16 protein-coding genes are annotated in these 19251 nt (G+C 55.8%); 9 read left to right on the top strand and 7 right to left on the bottom strand.

Features of this window, described 5'->3' with window-relative positions; genetic code table 11:
- Positions 1-41 precede the first annotated feature (41 nt).
- The 8 genes from H663_RS35280 (at position 42) to H663_RS35245 (ending at position 11390) form a co-directional block, all read left to right on the top strand.
- Positions 42-3182, top strand: coding sequence for a type I restriction endonuclease subunit R (locus H663_RS35280; protein WP_053172266.1), 3141 nt, complete (start codon positions 42-44; stop codon positions 3180-3182).
- Positions 3176-4810: an HsdM family class I SAM-dependent methyltransferase gene (locus H663_RS35275; protein ID WP_053172264.1), complete on the top strand. Its 1635-nt coding sequence runs from the start codon at positions 3176-3178 to the stop codon at positions 4808-4810. Before H663_RS35280 ends, H663_RS35275 begins: the two co-directional genes overlap by 7 nt.
- Complete coding sequence (locus H663_RS35270) at positions 4803-6221, top strand: RNA-binding domain-containing protein (RefSeq protein WP_053172262.1); 1419 nt, start codon at positions 4803-4805, stop codon at positions 6219-6221. The genes H663_RS35275 and H663_RS35270 overlap by 8 nt, the downstream gene beginning before the upstream one ends.
- Positions 6221-7516 (top strand): restriction endonuclease subunit S, encoded by a 1296-nt coding sequence (locus H663_RS35265; protein WP_053172260.1) that lies wholly within the window; start codon positions 6221-6223, stop codon positions 7514-7516. The genes H663_RS35270 and H663_RS35265 overlap by 1 nt, the downstream gene beginning before the upstream one ends.
- Positions 7517-7526: 10 nt before the next feature.
- Positions 7527-8621, top strand: coding sequence for a PDDEXK nuclease domain-containing protein (locus H663_RS35260; RefSeq protein ID WP_053172258.1), 1095 nt, complete (start codon positions 7527-7529; stop codon positions 8619-8621).
- Positions 8618-9712 (top strand): virulence RhuM family protein, encoded by a 1095-nt coding sequence (locus H663_RS35255; protein WP_053172256.1) that lies wholly within the window; start codon positions 8618-8620, stop codon positions 9710-9712. Before H663_RS35260 ends, H663_RS35255 begins: the two co-directional genes overlap by 4 nt.
- Positions 9713-9746: 34 nt before the next feature.
- Complete coding sequence (locus H663_RS35250) at positions 9747-10301, top strand: DUF1415 domain-containing protein (protein WP_053173509.1); 555 nt, start codon at positions 9747-9749, stop codon at positions 10299-10301.
- 192 nt (positions 10302-10493) lie between these two features.
- Positions 10494-11390 carry a class I SAM-dependent methyltransferase gene (locus H663_RS35245; RefSeq protein ID WP_053173506.1) on the top strand — a complete coding sequence of 299 codons (897 nt, stop codon included), beginning with the start codon at positions 10494-10496 and terminating at the stop codon, positions 11388-11390.
- 38 nt (positions 11391-11428) lie between these two features.
- Here H663_RS35245 and H663_RS35240 read toward each other — a convergent pair whose 3' ends face one another.
- From H663_RS35240 to H663_RS35210, 7 genes are all read right to left on the bottom strand, one after another.
- A complete protein-coding gene (locus H663_RS35240; RefSeq protein ID WP_083451152.1) occupies positions 11429-11821 on the bottom strand; it encodes a DUF2752 domain-containing protein in 393 nt (130 codons plus the stop codon).
- A 25-nt stretch (positions 11822-11846) separates the two neighbouring features.
- Positions 11847-12548 (bottom strand): zinc-ribbon domain-containing protein, encoded by a 702-nt coding sequence (locus tag H663_RS35235; protein ID WP_083451151.1) that lies wholly within the window; start codon positions 12546-12548, stop codon positions 11847-11849.
- A 104-nt stretch (positions 12549-12652) separates the two neighbouring features.
- The gene (locus H663_RS35230; RefSeq protein ID WP_053172252.1) at positions 12653-14020 is read right to left on the bottom strand and encodes a tetratricopeptide repeat protein; all 1368 of its coding nucleotides are present in this window, start codon (positions 14018-14020) and stop codon (positions 12653-12655) included.
- 96 nt (positions 14021-14116) lie between these two features.
- The gene (locus H663_RS35225) at positions 14117-15085 is read right to left on the bottom strand and encodes a Bug family tripartite tricarboxylate transporter substrate binding protein (protein ID WP_053172250.1); all 969 of its coding nucleotides are present in this window, start codon (positions 15083-15085) and stop codon (positions 14117-14119) included.
- 27 nt (positions 15086-15112) lie between these two features.
- Positions 15113-15415 (bottom strand): AtuA-related protein, encoded by a 303-nt coding sequence (locus H663_RS35220; protein ID WP_053172248.1) that lies wholly within the window; start codon positions 15413-15415, stop codon positions 15113-15115.
- 1 nt (position 15416) lies between these two features.
- Complete coding sequence (locus tag H663_RS35215; RefSeq protein WP_053172247.1) at positions 15417-16772, bottom strand: acyclic terpene utilization AtuA family protein; 1356 nt, start codon at positions 16770-16772, stop codon at positions 15417-15419.
- A 50-nt stretch (positions 16773-16822) separates the two neighbouring features.
- Positions 16823-18367, bottom strand: a complete 1545-nt coding sequence (locus H663_RS35210; protein WP_053172246.1) for a rhodanese-like domain-containing protein — start codon at positions 18365-18367, stop codon at positions 16823-16825.
- Positions 18368-18490: 123 nt separating this feature from the next.
- Here H663_RS35210 and H663_RS35205 point away from each other — a divergent pair, with 123 nt between their 5' ends.
- Positions 18491-19186 carry a transposase gene (locus H663_RS35205; protein WP_053172244.1) on the top strand — a complete coding sequence of 232 codons (696 nt, stop codon included), beginning with the start codon at positions 18491-18493 and terminating at the stop codon, positions 19184-19186.
- Positions 19187-19251 lie beyond the last annotated feature (65 nt).

Raw genomic sequence — 19251 nt, 5'->3', positions numbered from 1 at the left:
ATCGTCAAATACAGCAATAAAGATAGGGGAGAACAGCTTCAATGGTTTTCAGCGAAGACTCACGGGTCAAAATTCCTTGCATCCTGCATTTGGTTCGTCTCGGCTACAGCTATCTTTCCCTGAAGGGGGCCGTTTGGGATGAAGAGTCCAATATTTTTCCTTCACTCTTCAGCGAAGCAATTGGACGAATTAACCCTGATCTCACGCCAGACGACCTGCGCCGTTTTTTGGCTGATGTCAAACTCCTGCTCGAAAACGAAGATCTCGGTAAGGCTTTCTATGAACGGTTGACTGAGCGCTCAGGCATCCGACTGATCGACTTTGAAAACTTCGACAACAACAGCTTCCATGTCGTCACTGAGCTGACTTGCAAAAACGGCGACGACGAGTTCCGTCCTGATATCACCCTTCTGATCAACGGCATGCCGCTGGCCTTCATCGAGGTCAAGAAGCCCAACAACCGTGAAGGTGTGCTGGCCGAGCGCAACCGCATCATCACGCGAAGCCGCAACCCAAAATTTCGCCGCTTCATCAACATCACGCAGTTGATGGTCTTCTCCAACAACATGGAGTACGAGGATGGCTCGCCGCAGCCTATCGAAGGTGCGTTTTACGCCAGTCCATCCTATGACTCGCCCGTCTTCAACTATTTCCGTGAAGAAGAAACGCTGGACTACACCCAACTTCTGGCCGCTGAAGATGACGCCCTCGAAAATGAAGTGCTGCGCGACAACAACCTCAACGTCATCAAGCACAGCCCAGAATTTCTGACCAACAAGTCGCCTGATACACCGACCAATCGGATCTGTACATCCTTGTTCAGCCGTGGCCGATTGGCTTTCATGCTCCGTTTTTCACTGGCCTACGTCAATGAAAGCGATGGCCTCCACAAACACGTCATGCGCTATCCCCAGCTCTTTGCCACCAAAGCCATCGAGAGAAAACTCGACGCGGGGATCAAGAAGGGCATCATCTGGCACACCCAGGGCAGCGGTAAAACTGCGCTGGCCTATTACGCCACCCGCTTCCTCACCGATTACTACCAGCGCAAAGGCGTCATCCCCAAGTTCTATTTCATCGTCGACCGGCTGGATTTGCTCATTCAGGCTCAGCGTGAATTTGCCTGTCGCGGATTGGTGGTGCACACCATTGACAGCCGCGATGCCTTTGCCCGCGACATCAAATCCACGCAAGTACTGCATAACCACAGCGGTAAGCCTGAAATCACCGTGGTCAACATCCAGAAATTTCAAGATGATCCGGATGTGGTTCGCGCCGAAGATTACGACTTCAGCATCCAGCGCGTCTATTTTCTGGACGAAGTGCATCGCAGCTACAACCCGCAGGGCAGTTTTCTGGCCAACCTCAGCCAGTCTGACCGCAACGCCATCAAAATCGGTCTCACCGGTACGCCGCTTTTGGGCGATGACTACAACTCGCGTGCCCTGTTTGGCGACTACATCCACAAGTACTACTACAACGCCTCCATTGCTGACGGCTATACCCTGCGCCTGATCCGCGAAGAAATCGCCACCAATTACAAGCTCTCTCTGCAAGAGGCACTCGCCACTGTCAAGCTGCAGCAGGGCGACATCGACCGCAAGCGCATCTATTCGCATCCCAAATTTGTCGAGCCCATGCTTGATTACATCGTCCGAGACTTCGAGAAAAGTCGCAGTGCATTGGGCGATGCCAGCATCGGCGGGATGGTGATCTGCGACAGCGCCGAGCAAGCGCGTCAAATGTTCCGAATCTTCACTGCGGTGTACGCGCTACAACCATTACCTGCTCTCACCGCGCAGGACTCTGCTCAAGCGATCATCGCCGCAGGCCTGCCTGACAGCTACGCTGCCCGTACGCTGCTGGAAAACCGCGCCAAAACTGCCGCGCTGATCCTGCACGATGTAGGCAGCAAAGACGAGCGCAAGGATTGGGTCGAAGACTTCAAGGCAGGCAAGATCGACCTCCTGTTTGTCTACAACATGCTGCTCACGGGCTTTGATGCCAAGCGACTGAAAAAGCTCTATCTCGGTCGCATCATCAAGGCCCATAACCTGTTGCAGGCGCTCACCCGAGTCAACCGCACCTACAAGGATTTTCGATACGGCTACGTGGTCGACTTTGCCGACATCCGCAAGGAATTCGACAAGACCAACAAAGACTATTTTGACGAGTTGCAATCCGAGCTGGGCGACGAGATCGAGCACTATTCGAATCTGTTCAAATCTTCTGCAGAGATCACGCAAGAAATCGAAGCCATCAAAGACATTTTGTTCAGCTTTAACATCCAAAACGCCGAAGAATTTTCCAGGCAGCTCAACCAAATTCAAGACCGTGCCACGGTGCTGGCGCTCAAAAAGGCATTGGGCGACGCCCGCAACCTCTACAACATGATTCGCCTGCAAGGTGAATATGGTCTGTTGCAGCAGTTGGATTTCCACAAACTGGGACAGCTGTACCGCGAAACCTGTAACCACCTCGACCTGCTCAACCTGAAAGACACCATCGAATCCGCCTCCGACACGGGGCAACTGCTCAATGTCGCGCTGGAAGAGGTGATCTTTAAATTCGCCAAGATCCGGGAAGAAGAGCTGGTACTGGCTGACAAGTTGAAAAACACCCTTCGGCAGACACGCGAAGCGCTGGCAGACAACTTTGATCAGGTTGACCCCAAATTCATCACCCTGCGCGAAGAGCTTGAACGCCTGTTCAAGAAAAAGAAACTCAGCGAAGTTAGCCAAGATGAGATGACGGCCAATATCGGGGCGCTCAACGCCATCCATGACAAGGTCAAAGAGCTTAATCGCCAAAACAACCAGTTGCGCGGCAAATACCGAGGCGATGCCAAATACACCCGCATCCATAAGCGCCTGCAAGAGCGTGGTCCACTCACCCCAGAGGGCACGCAGACTGAGCGCAAATTGTTTGAGGCGCTGGCAGGCGTCAAAGCGCAGGCCGACGAGCAGGTGCTGCAAAACACGCAGCTTTTGAACAACGAGAGTTATTTCGAACGCATGATGCAACCCATCGTGATCGGTGAGTTCTACACCCGCCAGCGCATCAAACTCACCCCAGACGCCACCCGCACCATCAACCACTTGGTGGTGGCCGAATACATGAATGAATTTTCCGCTGGTGCCCGCATGGGCAGCAGCCCAAGTACTGGAGCCCACCCTTGGTAACCCTGCAATTTGAGCAACGCACCCGTGAACTGATCGACAGCCTCAAGGCCATTTGTGCCGCTTATGGATTGGGCAACGACGGCAACGAATTCAAAATCATCACCCAGGTTTTTCTTTACAAATTCCTGAACGACAAGTTCGCCTTTGAGGCCAAAAAAATCCAGCCAGAACTGGCCAAGGCCGAGCGCTGGGAAGCCGCCATCGCGGCCATGAGCGCTGATGACCTGGACATGCTGCAAATGCAAATGGGGCCGAACACGGCTCGCCTCAAGCCAGAGCACTTCATCGCCCACCTGTTTGGACGCCAGAATGCACCCGATTTCGCCAAGCTGTTTGACGACACCTTGCGCGACATTGCCATCAGCAACAACGACATCTTCGCCGTCAAGACCGAAGGCGGCGCAAAAATCACCCTGTTTGACCGCGTCAGCGAGTTCATCACCGACCCGTCCAAGCGCGACGACTTTTGCCGGGCCATCATCAACAAGTTGGGTGACTTCAGTTTTGAGCGGATCTTCAACGAGAAATATGACTTTTTTGCCGCACTGTTTGAATACCTGATCAAGGACTACAACAAAGACAGCGGTGGCAAATATGCGGAGTACTACACGCCGCATGCAGTCGCCAAGATCATGGCCGCCATCCTGGTCCCGCATGCAGTGCGCGGCCAAGTCAGCAATGTCAGTTGCTACGACCCCTCAGGGGGGTCAGGCACGTTGTTGATGAACATCGCCCATGCCATTGGTGAGCACCGATGCAGCATCTATTCGCAAGACATCTCGCAAAAGTCTTCCAGCTTGCTGCGCCTGAATTTGATCTTGAACAATCTGGTGCACTCCATTCCCAACATCATTCAGGGCAACACCATGCTCCACCCGTACCACCGGGATGGCAAAGTTCTCAAGAAGTTTGATTTCATCGTCAGCAATCCGCCCTTCAAGATGGATTTCAGTGACTTTAGAAACGAGCTGGACACCAAAGAGCACCAAGAGCGCTTCTTTGCTGGGGTTCCCAACATTCCCAAACAGGCCTTCGACAAGATGGCCATTTACCAGCTCTTCTTGCAGCACATCATTTATTCGCTCAAAGACGGCGGCAAAGCGGCTGTGGTTGTACCCACCGGCTTCATTACTGCGCAAAGCGGCATCGACAAAGGCATCCGCCAGTATTTGGTGGATAACAAAATGTTGGCGGGCGTGGTTTCCATGCCCAGCAATATTTTTGCGACCACTGGCACCAACGTGTCCATCCTGTTCATTGATGCCAGCAACAAGGGTGATGTGGTGCTGATCGATGCTTCGGGCCTTGGCACCAAGGTCAAAGACGGAAAGAACCAGAAAACGCTGCTGTCTGAGGCTGAAGAAGACCGCATCATCGCCACCTTCAACACCAAACAGGCTGTGGAAGATTTCTCGGTGGTGGTGAGTTACGGGCAAATCGCCGCCAAAAATTACAGCTTGAGTGCCGGGCAATATTTCGACGTCAAGATTGAATACACCGACCTGACACCCGCGCAATTTGACGAAAAACTCCAAGGATTCACCACAAGGCTGGACGCACTGTTTGAGGAGTCGGCGGGGCTTGAGCAAGAAATCAAAAAACAGTTAGCGGGCTTGCGCTATGAGTAAGTTTGGCCAAGAGAACAGCACCACCGAATTCAAACGACAGCTCAGCGATGCGCTGGAAAAAGAAGTGGTGGCTTTTCTCAATTCAGCCAAGGGCGGCGATCTGTACATCGGTGTGGATGACGACGGTGAAGTGCTGGGCGTCAGCGATGTGGATGCCCAGATGCTGGCGATTTCTGACCGCATCCGCAACAACATCTTGCCCTCTTGCCTCGGGTTGTACGACGTGTATGCGCAGGAACACGAGGGCAAAACTCTGATTCATGTGCTGGTGACACGCGGCACCGAAAAACCGTACTACCTCAGACGCTACGGCCAATCACCTGCAGGGTGTTTTACCCGGGTAGGCAGCGGCGTGCAGCCCATGACCACGGGCATGATTGACCAACTCTATGCCGGGCGGGTGCGCAACTCGTTGCGCAACATCCCCGCGCCGACCACGCTCAAACTCACGTTCCAGCAGTTGAAGATTTACTACCAGGAAAAAGGCTTCGAGATCAACGACACCTTTTTGCACAACCTCGATCTTTACGTACCCGACAGCGAACGCCTGAATTACGCCGCCTACTTGCTGGCGGACACCAACAGCATTTCCATCAAGGTCGCCAAATATGCAGGCACCGACAAATGCGACCTGATTGAAAACCAGGAATACGGCTACTGCTCACTGCTCAAGGCGACGCACCGTGTGCTCGACAAGCTCGAAATCGAAAACCGCACCCTGACCCGCATCACCGGCGCCGCAGAGCGCGAGCAGCGTCGCTTGTTCAATGCCCGAGCCCTGCGCGAAGCGTTGATCAACGCCATCATCCACAACGACTACACCGCTGAGGTACCGCCGCTGGTGGAGATTTACGCTGATCGCATCAGCATCACCTCGTATGGCGGGCTGCTCAGCGGTTTGAGTCTGGAGGAATGCCTGAGCGGTCGATCCATGCCGCGCAACCGCGAACTGATGCGGGTGTTTCGCGACATGGAACTGGTCGAGCACCTGGGCTCGGGCATGCGGCGCATCTTGAGCGCCTATGACAGCAACATTGTTCACATCAGCGAGCACTTTTTTGAACTGCGTTTTCCGATGGCGTCTGAAGCCCTGGCGCTTATCCCCGAAGTGGCAGAGTCAGGGGCAGAGTCAGGGGCAGAGTCGGGGGCAGAGTCGTTATCGAAAAAAATCCTGCATCTTCTTCGCGACGCCGCTTTATCCAAGTCCGAACTCTCAAGCCAATTGGGCCTCAAGTCCGTCACTGGCGCACTGAACCGCGCAGTCAATGCGCTGCTGGAGGCCCATTGGATTGAAAGAACCCTGCCCGACAAACCCCAAAGCCGCTTGCAAAAATACCGGTTGACGCATGCGGGGAGCCTGGGGATGGATGCATCTGGGAAACAAGATGTGGTTGATGGGGGAGATTTTTAATGGCTGACTTCATGACTACCATTGGAAGCGTCGCTGAGATTTTTGACGGTCCACACGCAACACCATTTAAAACAAGCCACGGGCCATTTTTCTTGAGCATTTCGAGTCTTGAAAACGGACGGCTTGATTTATCGAAATCAGCCCATCTGAGCGAAGACGATTTCGAAAAATGGACAAAACGCATCACGCCAAGAAAGGGTGATGTTTTGTTCTCTTACGAAACACGCTTGGGTGAAGCAGCTTTGATGCCTGATGGCATAAAGGCATGTTTGGGCCGTCGCATGGGTTTGTTGCGTCCACGTTTAGATAAGGTAATTCCGAAGTACCTTCTTTACGCCTACTTATCGCCAGCATTTCAGCAAGCCATTATTGCCAACACGATCACTGGAGCCACTGTAGATCGAATTTCAGTGGGTGAAATTCCGAGCTTTCCAGTGCGCATACCTGGCTTGGGTGAGCAAAAAAAAGTCGCAGATTTACTTGGTCACATAGATTCGAAAATTGACTGCAACAACCGCATCAACGCCGAGCTGGAGGCGATGGCCAAGGCGCTGTACGACTACTGGTTTGTGCAGTTCGATTTCCCCGATGCCAACGGTAAACCCTATAAATCGTCCGGCGGCAAGATGGTCTACAACGCCATGCTGGGGCGTGAAATTCCGCAGGGGTGGGTTGTTGGACCACTATCAGATTGGATTGCCAAGGATAAAACCGGGGACTGGGGTAAGGACATGGCCGAAGGCAACTACACATTAAGCGTGGATTGCATTCGAGGAACAGATATCAACGGGCTAAACGGCAAGGGTGCTGTCGCCGCACCCACTCGTTTCATCCTCGAAAAAAACAAAGGAAAAATCCTCGCACCTTTTGACTTGGTTATTGAGATCTCAGGTGGCAGTCCCACCCAATCAACAGGTCGGCTGGCATTGATGACTTCCGAGTCAATCAAGCGGTTTTCCCGACCAGTGATCTGTTCGAATTTTTGCAAAGCCATATCGTTGAAAAATAGCTTTTATGTATTCAACTTCGCGTATTTGTGGAAGTCAGCTTACGAAAACAAGGTCTTGTTCGGTTGGGAGGGTAAGACAAGTGGCATAAAGAATCTTTTGTTTGAAGCTTTCACAACAAAGCATGTGGTGTGCATGCCGTCACAACAGTTGGCGCAACGGTTTTTTGATTTTGTTTGTCCAATTGAAGACATGAAGCAAAAGCGCCTGAAAGAAAATGATGAGCTTGCATTATTGAGAGACTGGCTCCTCCCCCTGCTGATGAACGGTCAGGTGACGGTGGCATAAGGGAGAAACCATGACCGACCAACCCGCCTCTCTTGTCTCTGCCGATTACCTTGCTTTGCTCGGCGACATCAAGCAACGCGTGCGCCATGGGCAAACGCGGGCGGTGTTGGCCGTCAATGCCGAGCTCATTCGTCTGTATTGGGACATCGGCGCTCTGATCCACGCTCGCCAGCAGCAAGAAGGCTGGGGGGCTGGGGTGATTCCGCGTTTGGCGCGTGATTTGCACAATGAATTGCCGGAGGAAAAGGGTTTTTCCGAGCGAAACATCAAGCGGATGTTGGCGTTTTACCGCGAATATCCGTACCTGGAATTTGTGCCACAAGCTGTGGCACAAATTGACCCAGATCCCAAAGTGCCACAGGCTGCGGCACTTTTCCCGGCTGACTTGGTTCAGTCCATCCCCTGGGGGCACCACACCGAGCTCATGGCCAAGGTCAAGGACCTGGCTGCCCGCCATTGGTATATGCAAGCCTGCCTGGCCAATGGCTGGAGCCGCAACATTCTGGTCATGCAAATCGAAGTGGCCGCGCATCAGCGCCAAGGGCGTGCCACCACCAACTTTGCCAAGCGCCTTCCCTTGCCCGATTCAGATCTGGTGCAGCAAACCCTGAAAGACCCCTACCTGTTTGACTTTCTGACGCTGGCATCGGGCTTCCATGAGCGCGAACTCGAAACTGGCCTCATCGCGCATCTGGAAAAGTTTTTGCTGGAGCTGGGGCAGGGCTTTGCCTTCGTCGGACGGCAATACCATCTCGATGTCGGTGATCAGGATTTTTATGTCGATCTGCTTTTTTATCACTTGAAGCTGCGTTGCTATGTGGTGATTGACCTCAAGCGCGGTGATTTCAAGCCTGAATATGCGGGCAAGATGAATTTCTATTGCAGCGTGGTGGATGATCGGCTGCGCCATGAAAGCGACAGACCCACCATCGGGCTGATTCTTTGCCAGCAACCCAACCGAGTGCTGGCGGAATATGCGCTGCGTGGTGTGGACAAGCCCATAGGTGTTTCCAGTTTCGAGCTCACCCGAGCACTGCCCGAGAGTCTGGAAAGCAGCCTGCCGACCATCGAAGAAATCGAACGCGAATTGGAGGGGGACGCATGAGCGGGCGATCTTCCAGCAGCGGCAAACCCGGGCGCAAAAAGACCGAAATCTCCCTCGTCCGTTCCTCTGCAGCGGAATACCTGACCTTTGTTGCGGCCACAGGCAACCGCCATGCCAGTGTGGAAATGCGCTACGAAGATGAAAATCTCTGGCTCACGCAGAAAATGATGGCGGCCCTCTACGACGTGTCGGTGCCCGCCATCAGTCAGCATTTGAAGCGCATTTATGCTGACAACGAGCTGGAACGCGAGGCAACTGTTAAGCCGTACTTAATGGTTCAAACCGAAGGTGAACGCGAGGTTCAGCGCAAGGTGGACCACTACAGTCTGCAGGCCATCATTGCTGTCGGCTTCAAAATCGAGAATGAGCGTGCGGTGCAGTTCCGCAAATGGGCCAACCAAATCGTCAAGGACTACACGATTCAGGGCTGGGTCATGGATGTGGAGCGTCTCAAAAGCGGTGGCAGTGTGCTGACCGAAGATTTCTTTGAGCGGCAGTTGGAGAAGGTCCGGGAAATCCGACTCTCTGAGCGCAAGTTCTACCAAAAGATCACCGACATTTATGCTACGGCTCTGGATTACGACCCAACAGCCACCGCCACAAAACGCTTTTTTGACGCAGTGCAAAACAAACTCCACTACGCTGTACACGGGCAGACCGCTGCCGAGGTGATCGTGGATCGGGCTGACCATCAAAAAGAGAATATGGGTCTGACCCAATGGGATGGCTCACCTCAAGGCAAGATCCACAAATACGATGTATCGGTGGCCAAGAACTACCTTTTGGAATTTGAGTTGGCGCAGATGCTGCGGATTGTCTCGGCCTATCTGGACATGGCTGAACTTCAGGCCATGCGCCGTATCCCCATGACCATGCAGGATTGGGAGGTGCGATTGAGTGGTTTCTTGAAGCTCTGGGATCGAGAAATTTTGCAAGACGCAGGCAAGGTGTCGGCCGAAATCGCCAAGGCGCATGCCGAAAGTGAGTTTGAGAAATACCGCATCGTGCAGGACCGTTTGTTTGAAAGTGACTTTGACCGCTTGGTCAGGCAGATCGGGCAGGGGGATGCTTCACCTGACGACGCTGCATGAAATGGCTCACGGGCCAGCAGGCACAATCTCCCCCATGACCGACCTGAACACCCCCGAAATTGCCGACACCGTGCGCTGGCTCGAACGCGCCGTGATTGGCCTCAACCTCTGCCCCTTTGCCAAAGCCCCGCATGTCAAGGGCCAGATTCATTACGTGCTGAGCGAGGCCAAAGGCCTGGAAGGCTTGCGTGACGAGCTGATCGAACAGCTGCAGGCCCTGGCCGCTTTGCCCGCTGAAGAGCGTGAGACCGTGCTGCTGATCGTGCCGCAGATGCTGCAAGACTTTTTGGAGTTCAACGACTTTCTGGACGAGGCCGATGCCGTGCTGCAAGAGCTGGATATGGAAGGCGTGTTCCAAGTGGCCAGTTTCCACCCGCAGTTCCAGTTTGCCGACACCGAGCCCGACGACATCACCAACTTCACCAACCGCTCGCCTTACCCCACGCTGCACTTGCTGCGCGAGGAGAGCATTGACCGGGCGGTGGAGGCCTTTCCCGAGGCTGAGATGATTTACGAGACCAATATGGAGACGATGGACAAGCTGGGGGCCGAGGGCTGGAAAAAGCTGGATGTCGGGCCGCACGATTGAGTCGGTCATTCTGAGGCCCCTAATAGAGTGTCATTTGGCGGTGTTATCCCCAATGCAAATGTTGCCTGCAGTGATGCGGACACCGTTTGCATCACGATCGAGGGGTAAACCATGTATTTCTTCCAAGTCGTGGAAGAAATACATGGTTGCAACGACATCAATCTGTCTCAAAATAATAGGTTCAATGGCTACATGCCCAAACACAAACTCACCTCTGCCCCAAAACCGCTGGACCTGGATGTACGTCCCGGCCAGTCGGTCGAACTGCTCAAGCAACTGCACATCCTGACCCGCGAGGGCAAGCTCAACCAGGATTCGCGCCGCAAGCTCAAGCAGGTTTACCACCTGTTCCAATTCATCGAAAAGCTGTTGTTGGAGCTACCCGCCAGCGAAAGCGGCCCCACGCTGGCCGACCACGGCGCAGGCAAGTCGTATCTGGGCTTCATCATTTACGACCTGTTTTTCAAGGCACTGGGTCAAGGCACGATCTACGGCATTGAGACGCGCAGCGAGCTGGTGGAATCGTCCAAAGCGCTGGCCCAAAAGCTGGGCTTTGAGCGCATGCGCTTTTTGAACGTGAGCGTGGCCGAATCCACGCAAAGTGATCAGCTGCCCGCGCAAATCGACGTGGTCACCGCACTGCACGCCTGCGACACGGCCACCGACGACGCCATCGCCTTCGGCCTGCAAAAGAAAGCCCGCTATATGGTGCTGGTGCCTTGCTGCCAGGCCGAGCTGGCCCGAGCCCTCAACCAAAACAAGGCGCTCAATTTGCAGCGCACACCTTTGGCCGAGTTGTGGCGTCACCCCTTGCACACCCGCGAAGTGGGCAGCCAGCTGACCAACGTGCTGCGCTGTCTGTATCTGGAGTCAAAGGGCTACCAAGTCACGGTGACCGAGCTGGTGGGCTGGGAGCACTCCATGAAAAACGAGCTGATTCTGGCCAAGTACACCGGCCAGAAAAAACGCGCTTCCGGCGAGCGCCTGCTGGCGCTGCTCAAGGAGTTTGGGGTGGAGGGGATGATGGGGGCGCGGTATCCCTTGGTGGGGCCGCATGCTTTAGAGGCATTTGCAGATCGTCGCATCTGAATCCGTTGTTTGACGAATGTGCAGCGAATCAGGCAAGTTCAATTCATCAGGATGATCAACCAATTGACCATCAAAATGAGGGCGCTGGCCCTGATGCCCCATAAACGCACCTTCGAAAGGGATGCCTTGCGTAAAAAGCGAAAACCAAGCAGGGCTTCAATCAACATCACAACACCTGCTAAACCTGTAGCTGTGACGATCAGTGAAACTGCAGCGTTCGCTTGAAATGCTGACCCAAAGTCAAGGCCAAGCAGGTGGTGTACCGCATGAGTTCCGCCACAAAGGAGGCACGGCAGATCAGTAAACTGTTTAAAGAGACAGGGTACAAGTCCATCGTGCTGCAGTCCCCACGCTGTTAAGGCTTGAGCACTGACTGGCAAGAGGATCCAAAGGGCGCAGCGAAACCACCTCTCCTGGGTAGATAAAACCATCGCTTTCACGAGGGCGCGATCGCAATCAGTTTGTTGGGTTTGCAGGGGCCATATCACCGACCAATTCTTTGGCCATGTGGTAAGAACCAATGTATAGAAGCGGCAGTGTCAAGAAGATACCGATGAAGCAAAAAATCATGCCAATTGAGCTCAAAACAGACAACACCAACAAGGTGATCATGGGCATGAATAAATTGCCTTTCAAGTAACCCCAGGCTCGTTGCACGGCTTGAACACCGTCAGTTTCACCTTGCGCCACCAAGTAAAGAGAGACTGGGATCAATGACATGACAAAAAAACCTGGAATGAAGCACAGCATAAAACCAATACCCGTCACAACGGCACTGATCAGGAATGCGACCAAGGCAGGAACCAAATGGTCGAATCCTTTGAAAATGTCGGTAAATGTGGATGGCTGGCCGGTTTTTATTTTCTCTTCTAACTTCATGTATCCGACTTGAAGCGGTCCTACAAGCAAACCAAATGCAAAGCCACCAATGATGGTTGTGAGCAGCGTTGCAACAACGTGTGTCAAGAAGTTGGATTTCAAGTCAGCAAATGAATTGGAAATCACTCTCCCAATGCTGTAATCATGGCTGGAAGGCGTTTGTAAAGCAGGTGGGTTGAGATTGGCAGCACTGTCTGGTGTGACATTTTGAGCTGCGCCGCAGTGGTTGCAAAATGTTGCACCGTCTGTGATCGATTTACCGCATGAATGACAAAACATATTGAACCTTTGCGAATGTAGTATTTTGAAATGATGGATGAATATAAAAGAATGTAAAAATTAGTCCAGCTGGTTTTCCCGAATATGGGTGTTTACACGGCATGTTACGAGAGAGTGATATTGACTTTCTGTGATAGACCTTTTTCAAGCCCCAACCCCAGCACCCGTGCCTCAATGCTGCCCGCGCCCACGCTGTCCAGCCCTTCGGCCATGACTGAAAAGTTCTGTGTCCAACGGCCGCTTTGCAGGGGCTCAGCATAGATGCGGGGCAGGTGGATGTCCCAGGCTGATCGGTGGTCTGGCTGTGGTGTGGGCGCACTCAGGTGGTGCATGGGGTAGCGGCAAACCAGGGCACCGGTGGCGTCACTCAGGGTCAGGTACAGGCATTCTCCGGGGGCTAAAGCTTGTTCCAGTTCGCACTGAAGTCGGCAGGTGGCGTGGTTGGCGCCGATGAAGGCATTGAGGGGGCGTTCGCTCGGGTGGGCGATGGGGGCCAGCTGCTGCACGCGATCACCGAAGCCATAGATCCGATCGTGGGCCAGATGGTGGTCGCGCACGGTGGGCCAGACGTGGTGGCGCAAAAACAGTTGGTCGGCGTAGCGACGCCAGGCGGCGTCGCCTTGAGCCTTCACAAAGTCATCGATGCTTTGGGCGATGCCGCGCAACACGCCTGAGCGGATGCCCAGCAGCCCCGCCAGGATGAGTTCGGTGTGGCAGCAGTCATCGCGGATGATGTGAAACGCCTGACCCGATTGGCGCCATTGCTGCACGGCCAGCGCTTCACGGGCGTCGATGAGGGCGTCCACATCGCGCACCAGAACGCAATCGGCCTGTGCATCGTCCATGGCTAAAAAACGCCAAAACGTGGCGGGCAGTTGCAGGCCTTGGGCGTGCATGGGCATGCACTGTGCGCCCAGGCTGCGCAGTCGCTGTACCAGGGCGGGGGGCACCGTGTCGTCCAGATAAAAACGGCAGACAAAATCGGGCAAATGCACGCGTGCGGCCAGCACATTGAGCACGGCCATTTCGCAGTAGCGAGGCAACTGGCCGTAAAGGCTGAAAGACACCAGATTCAGGGGGCCGTGATAGGGCGCTTGCAAGGCGGCAAAGCTGCGCGGGGACAGGCTTTGGCAGGCCTCTTCGTCCTTGATATGCAGGGCTGCGCGCCCGATGACCACGGCGCGCTCGTTTTCGCCCAGCTCATAAAGTGCATGCGCCAGATTGGCCAGCACGTACATATTGCGCGGCTGCAAGGCCAGGGCCTGTTCGTAGAACACGCAAGACAGGCGGTGTTCGGCCAGGATCAGGTGCGCAAAACCCAGCTGCTCATACACATAGGCCAGGTGCTCGTCGCTGTGAACCCGCTTGAGCAATTCGCGCGCCGCTGCGATGGCGCCTTGGGGGGCGGCATACACCTGGGACTCGACTTGCTTGACCCAGTGGGCCAAGTCTTCGGGGAAATGAGCCGCCATGAGCAAGGGTGTTTGGGGCTGAGCGTCTTCAATGGCGGGTGTGTGCCTTGGGCGCATGGGCCGCAGTGAGCCCCTGCGGCTTCGCGCCCTTGGCGTTTATTCCGCCTCGATTTTTGCGTCGCGGATGGCCTTGGCCCACTTGGCGGTTTCCGCCTTTGAGCGCTGCGCCAGGGCCTCTGGCGAGGCCGGGGCGGTTTCAAAACCTAAGGCTGCAAAGCGTTCTTGCACATCCTTGTCATTGGCTGCGGCGTTGGCGGCTTTGTTGAGTTTGGCGATCACGTCTGGGGGTGTGCCTGCAGGCGCAAACATGGCGAAGTAGGCGATCAGCTCATAGTCCTTGAAGCCCAGTGCTTCATTGACCGTGGGCAATTCGGGAATGGCTTTGGAGCGCTGGGTGGAGGTGACCGCCAGGCCACGGATTTTGCCGGCCTTGATCTGGGGCAGCATCACCGCAAAGTCGGCCGTGAAGAGATTGACTTGCCCACCGATGAGGTCCGTCATGGCTGCTGGCCCGCTTTTGTAGGGCACATAGGTCATTTCGATGCCCGCCATGTGGGAGAGCACTTCGGTGGACACGCGCTGGGATGTGCTGGCGCTGGCATAGGTCAGCTGGTTGGGTTTGCTCTTGGCCAAGGCCACCAGTTCTTTGAGGTTTTTAACGGGCACGTCGTTGTTGACGGCCACGACCAGCGGCACTGAGCCGAGGTAGGCAATGGGTGCGAAGGCCGTGTCCTGGTCGTAAGGCAGTTTTTTCATCAGGCTCTTGAGCGCAGCATTGGTGCTGTTGGTGCCAACCAGCAAGGTGTAGCCATCGGGTGCCGATTTGGCCACCAGGTCAGCGCCCAGCATGCCGTTCACACCGGCCTTGTTTTCCACCACGATGGGCTGGCCCAGGGATTCAGACATTTTTTGGGCAAAGGCGCGGCCAATCTGGTCAGTGGCACTGCCCGCCGCAAAGGGCACGACGGCCTTGATTGGCTTGTTGGGGTAAGTCTGCGCATGCAGCGTGGGGGCGGTCAATGCAAGCGCAAAGCTCAACAAGCCAAGGAAGTGGGTGGTTTTCATGGTTTCTCCGGGTTCAAGTTACAAGATTTATTCAATCACAAGGGTGAGCAGGTGCGCACTTAGGCATTTCCCGTGGGCATCCAGAGCCAGCGAGCGGGTGACCCCGCCGCCCAGCGATTGGTGCAGCACAAAGTTGAGTGCGCCCAGTTGGGGCAGGGCGTAGCGTTCTACCGGGCCGTGCACGGTGCCTGCAAAGTGGGCTTGTACGCGTTCGGCGCTCAGGTGTTGTTCCAGCAGGGCAAAGTCTTGCTTGTCGTAGGCAATGACCGACAAGGTGGACCGGTTGCCTTTGTCGCCGGTGCGGGTGTGGGCGATGTCGCGCAGCAGCATGTCAGTGGTCCTGTGTGAGCAGCACGGTGGTGGTGTGCACGGCGCTGCGCGGCATGAGCACCGCGGCAGCGGCAATCACTTCGCGCACCGAGCGTGTGGCACCGCCTCCACCGGCCGGGCCGTTGAGGTAGAGCGCTTCGACTTCGTGCGCCACATGCTGGGCTTGTTGCAAGGTGGGCACGCGCAGGGCCACGCGGGCACGCACTTCGGCGGGCTCTGACGGTACTTGGCCGGAGGCCCCGAAGATGGCGTTCACGCCGATCAGGTCGTAGCGGCTTTCCAATTCGGCGTAACCGGCATCGGCCAGCCGTTGGCGCACCAAGTCCAGCGCCAGTTGGCCCCGAGCTTGTGCGCCCGGCCCGGCATAGCTCATCTGGCCCTCGCCAATGAAACCGTCGCGGTAACCTAGCGTGACTTTGAACGTGTCGGTGCACGGATGGCCGTTGCCACCGGTCACCTGAACTCGGTCGGGGCCCACCTGCGTCAGCTGAACCTGAGAAAAATCGGCCACCACATCGGGCTGCAGATAGCGTGCCGGGTTCTCGATTTCATACAGCAGCTGTTCGGTGCAAGTGGCCACCGTGACCCAGCCGCCAGAACCCGCTACTTTGGTGATGACCGCGTCACCCGAGGCGCTGACTTCGGCCAGTGGAAAGCCCAGTCGTGCCATCTGGGGCACGTCCTTGTAGCCCGGATCGGCAAAGTAGCCGCCCGTGATCTGCGCCGCACATTCCAGCAAATGCCCGACCAGCACACCTTTGCCCAGGCTTTGCCAGTCGTCGGGTGCCCAGCCAAAGTGGTGCATCAAGGGGGCCAAAAACAGGGCAGGGTCGGCCACGCGGCCAGTGATGATGACCTGGGCGTCTGTCTGCAGCGCGGGCAGCAAGGCTTCGGCCCCCAAATAGGCATTGGCCGAAATCAACTGGGGCTGCAAGTCGGCCAGGGTTTGCGTGCTCTCCAGCACGGGCAGCGCCAAGCCGGTTTGGGTCAGTGTGGCCAGCACATCGTCGCCCAGCACCACCGCCACTTTGAGCTGCGGCAAGCCCAATTCACGGGCCACGGCCAGCACCGCATGCCCGGCCTGCAGCGGGTTGGCTGCGCCCATATTGCTGATGATGCGGGTGCCATGGCGAATGCAGGCGGGCAGCACGGCGCGCATGCGGGCCTGGAGCATCGGGTCAAAGCCTGCAGCCGGGTCTTTGGATCGCTCCAGTTGCGCCAATGCAATCGTGCGCTCGGCCAGGCACTCGAACACCAAATAATCCAGCTGGCCCTTTTCGGCCAGTTCCACGGCGGGAGGGATGCGGTCACCTGAATAACCTGCACCGGCGCCAATTCGGATAGTTGTCTTGTGCATCCGCCAAGCTTATACGCACAGGTGCGATTTGGCTGTCACCCAGGGAGAACTCAATGCACCACAGCGACAGGCACCCGCCCCACGGTGGGCAAGCCCGCTTGGGTCCATGCCTTGAAGCCCCCTCGGTACCAAATGACTTGGGTGTAGCCCAGCTGGCGCGCACGCATGGCCGCATTCACGGACAGCCAGCTTTCTGAGTGGCTGCAGTAAAAAACCACCGGTTTGTTCAGGTCTGGTGCGGCTGCCCGCAGCATTTGGGCAAAGCGCTCGGCATAGGGCTGATCCAACTTGTCATCCTCGAAAGCCAGACCGCTGTTGATGAAGCTCAGCGCACCGGGAATCACAGGTCCAAAGCTCGCCGCATCAATCACCACAGGGCGTTCGGCTTGCCGGAGGGCTTGGGCCAAGGTGGCGGTATCCCAGCGTTGAATGCCATCCAATGCTTTTGGGGTCATGCCCGTGAGTGCCTGAGCCCAACGCAATTTGGATGGCGTTCTTGCACCGGGTTCATCGCGCTCTGCCTGGAGATGTTCGGGCGATGGTGTTGGCAACTGGCCCAATATGGCAGCGGCTTGGGTGCTTGCCTCGTCGTAGAGCGGCAGTACCTCGTGCTCGTTGACAGAAATCAGGCGGCAGAGTTTGGGGTTGTTCTTGGCGTGATTGCAGTTGTAAAGCGCACGTAATATGGCCTGCCCAGGGTCATCTACGCCCCAGCGCACGCCGTAACCCGTTTTGCCCCAGCCAATCGCCATGGCTTTGTTGTGATTCGCACTCAGATAGTTGTCGAAAGTGCGTTGTCCAATCGTTTTGCACAGCAATTGGCCTTTGCAAAGCCCTTCAATCAGTACTCCGGCGCGGTCATGCATGTCCACCATCGGCTCGCCCAGGGATTTGCCAAAAAAGCCCAGCTGTACTTTCATGCTGGCGGGCAATTGCAGGGGCACGGTCTCGGTTTGTGTCACCACACCCAGGCTGAAAGCGTCTTTGCCGGTGTGTTGTTGGCATTGATCGAAAGGCGTTTGTCCGGTGGGGCAGAACCAGGGTGTACGGTCTTTTTCTTGCGTGCGTTGGAGTTCGCGGATTCTTAAAAACCCATAAGCCTCCTGGATGTCATACAGCGCTTGGTTCATGACCTGGGCATCAAATCTGTCGCCCATTTGCTGCTTGTACCAAGCGAACATCTGGGGCATCAAACTGGGATTGACGCGTTTGGAGTCCAGGTCGTGTGCGCCGTGAATGCCGACCATGGTCACTCTTGGCAAGCTTCCCGTGCCAAAGGCGCGCGCTTGTCCGGCCATGAAAATCAGCGAGCATGCCGACATGCAGGCGCCCGAAGCCACGGTGGTGATTTTGGCGTCTCGCACCATGCGTGCCACTTGCATGCCCGTCCAAAGGTCACCCCCTGGCCCGTTGACCAAAATCAGCCGCTCAATGCCGCCTTGAGCAAGTGCATCTTTGAACTGCACAAAGTCATGATCGACGGTGGGTCCCGTAGCGAAGAGGTCCTTGCCCACGCGTTCCAGTGTCATGGCCTGCAAGTTGGCGGACAGCCAAAGCGACAGGCACACAGTCAATGCTTTGAAAACACGGTTCATCAGGACTCCGCACAAAATTGAACAAAATGGCTCATATTTTTGCATTTAAAAGCAGTGCTTTGAGGCTCAATTTAATTGGGGTCAGATCCCAATTAAACTGCGGGTCTCATAAAGGGAGTCACCATGGCCCGCCAACCCCGCCTGACCGTTGCAGGCTATCCCCACCACGTCATCCAGCGCGGCAATGACCGCCAGGCCATCGTGCGCGACGATGCGGACCGCGAGCGTTTGCTGGCGCTGTGGCAAGAGCATGCGCAAACTTTCAAGGTGGCCATTCATGCCTATGTGATCATGGACAACCACTTCCATTTGCTGCTCACCCCCGAAACCGACGAGGGCCTGCCGCAGATGATGCAGGCGGTGGGGCGGGCCTATGTGCGCTACTTCAATTTGCGGCACCAACGCACCGGCACTTTGTGGGAGGGGCGTTACCGCAGCAACCTCATTGAGAGTGAGCGCTATCTTTTGGCATGCATGGTTTACATCGACCTGAACCCGGTGCGGGCGGGCATGGTGGCTCAGCCCGCCGACTTCAAATGGTCCAGCCACAGGCACTGTATTGGACAGTTGAGCGACAAACGGGTGACGCCTCATGCCCTGTTTTGGGGCTTGGGCAACACCCCCTTTGCCCGTGAGGCGGCTTATGCCGAGTTGGTGCAGACGGGCCTTGCGCAGCGCGAAAAGGACCAACTCACGCAAAGCGCCTTGTCGGGCTGGGCGCTGGGGTCGGCCGATTTTGTTGGGGGCTTACAGCAAGCCACCCAGCGTCGCCTGGTGCCAAGCAGGGCGGGGCGACCCGCCAAAAAGACCCCCGATTGAATCTGTCCCCAATTAATTCAAGGTCAAGTCAAAAGCCTAATTAATTGGGATCTGACCCCAATTAA

It is taken from the genome of Limnohabitans planktonicus II-D5 (genome assembly GCF_001270065.2).
Taxonomy (GTDB): Bacteria; Pseudomonadota; Gammaproteobacteria; order Burkholderiales; family Burkholderiaceae_C; genus Limnohabitans_A; species Limnohabitans_A planktonicus.
Note: the sequence above shows the minus strand (reverse complement) of the source record. Positions and strands in the feature narration are given on the sequence as shown.

Bases quoted from the DNA above. Each gene is read 5' to 3' on its own strand.
- H663_RS35205 (WP_053172244.1), top strand. From the start codon at position 18,491: ATGGCCCGCCAACCCCGCCTGACCGTTGCAGGCTATCCCCACCACGTC.
- H663_RS35225 (WP_053172250.1), bottom strand. From the start codon at position 15,085: ATGAAAACCACCCACTTCCTTGGCTTGTTGAGCTTTGCGCTTGCATTG.
- H663_RS35280 (WP_053172266.1), top strand. From the start codon at position 42: ATGGTTTTCAGCGAAGACTCACGGGTCAAAATTCCTTGCATCCTGCAT.
- H663_RS35270 (WP_053172262.1), top strand. From the start codon at position 4,803: ATGAGTAAGTTTGGCCAAGAGAACAGCACCACCGAATTCAAACGACAG.
- H663_RS35230 (WP_053172252.1), bottom strand. From the start codon at position 14,020: ATGGCGGCTCATTTCCCCGAAGACTTGGCCCACTGGGTCAAGCAAGTC.
- H663_RS35220 (WP_053172248.1), bottom strand. From the start codon at position 15,415: ATGCTGCTGCGCGACATCGCCCACACCCGCACCGGCGACAAAGGCAAC.
- H663_RS35255 (WP_053172256.1), top strand. From the start codon at position 8,618: ATGAGCGGGCGATCTTCCAGCAGCGGCAAACCCGGGCGCAAAAAGACC.
- H663_RS35250 (WP_053173509.1), top strand. From the start codon at position 9,747: ATGACCGACCTGAACACCCCCGAAATTGCCGACACCGTGCGCTGGCTC.
- H663_RS35210 (WP_053172246.1), bottom strand. From the start codon at position 18,367: ATGAACCGTGTTTTCAAAGCATTGACTGTGTGCCTGTCGCTTTGGCTG.
- H663_RS35235 (WP_083451151.1), bottom strand. From the start codon at position 12,548: ATGTTTTGTCATTCATGCGGTAAATCGATCACAGACGGTGCAACATTT.
- H663_RS35245 (WP_053173506.1), top strand. From the start codon at position 10,494: ATGCCCAAACACAAACTCACCTCTGCCCCAAAACCGCTGGACCTGGAT.
- H663_RS35265 (WP_053172260.1), top strand. From the start codon at position 6,221: ATGGCTGACTTCATGACTACCATTGGAAGCGTCGCTGAGATTTTTGAC.
- H663_RS35260 (WP_053172258.1), top strand. From the start codon at position 7,527: ATGACCGACCAACCCGCCTCTCTTGTCTCTGCCGATTACCTTGCTTTG.
- H663_RS35240 (WP_083451152.1), bottom strand. From the start codon at position 11,821: ATGGTTTTATCTACCCAGGAGAGGTGGTTTCGCTGCGCCCTTTGGATC.
- H663_RS35215 (WP_053172247.1), bottom strand. From the start codon at position 16,772: ATGCACAAGACAACTATCCGAATTGGCGCCGGTGCAGGTTATTCAGGT.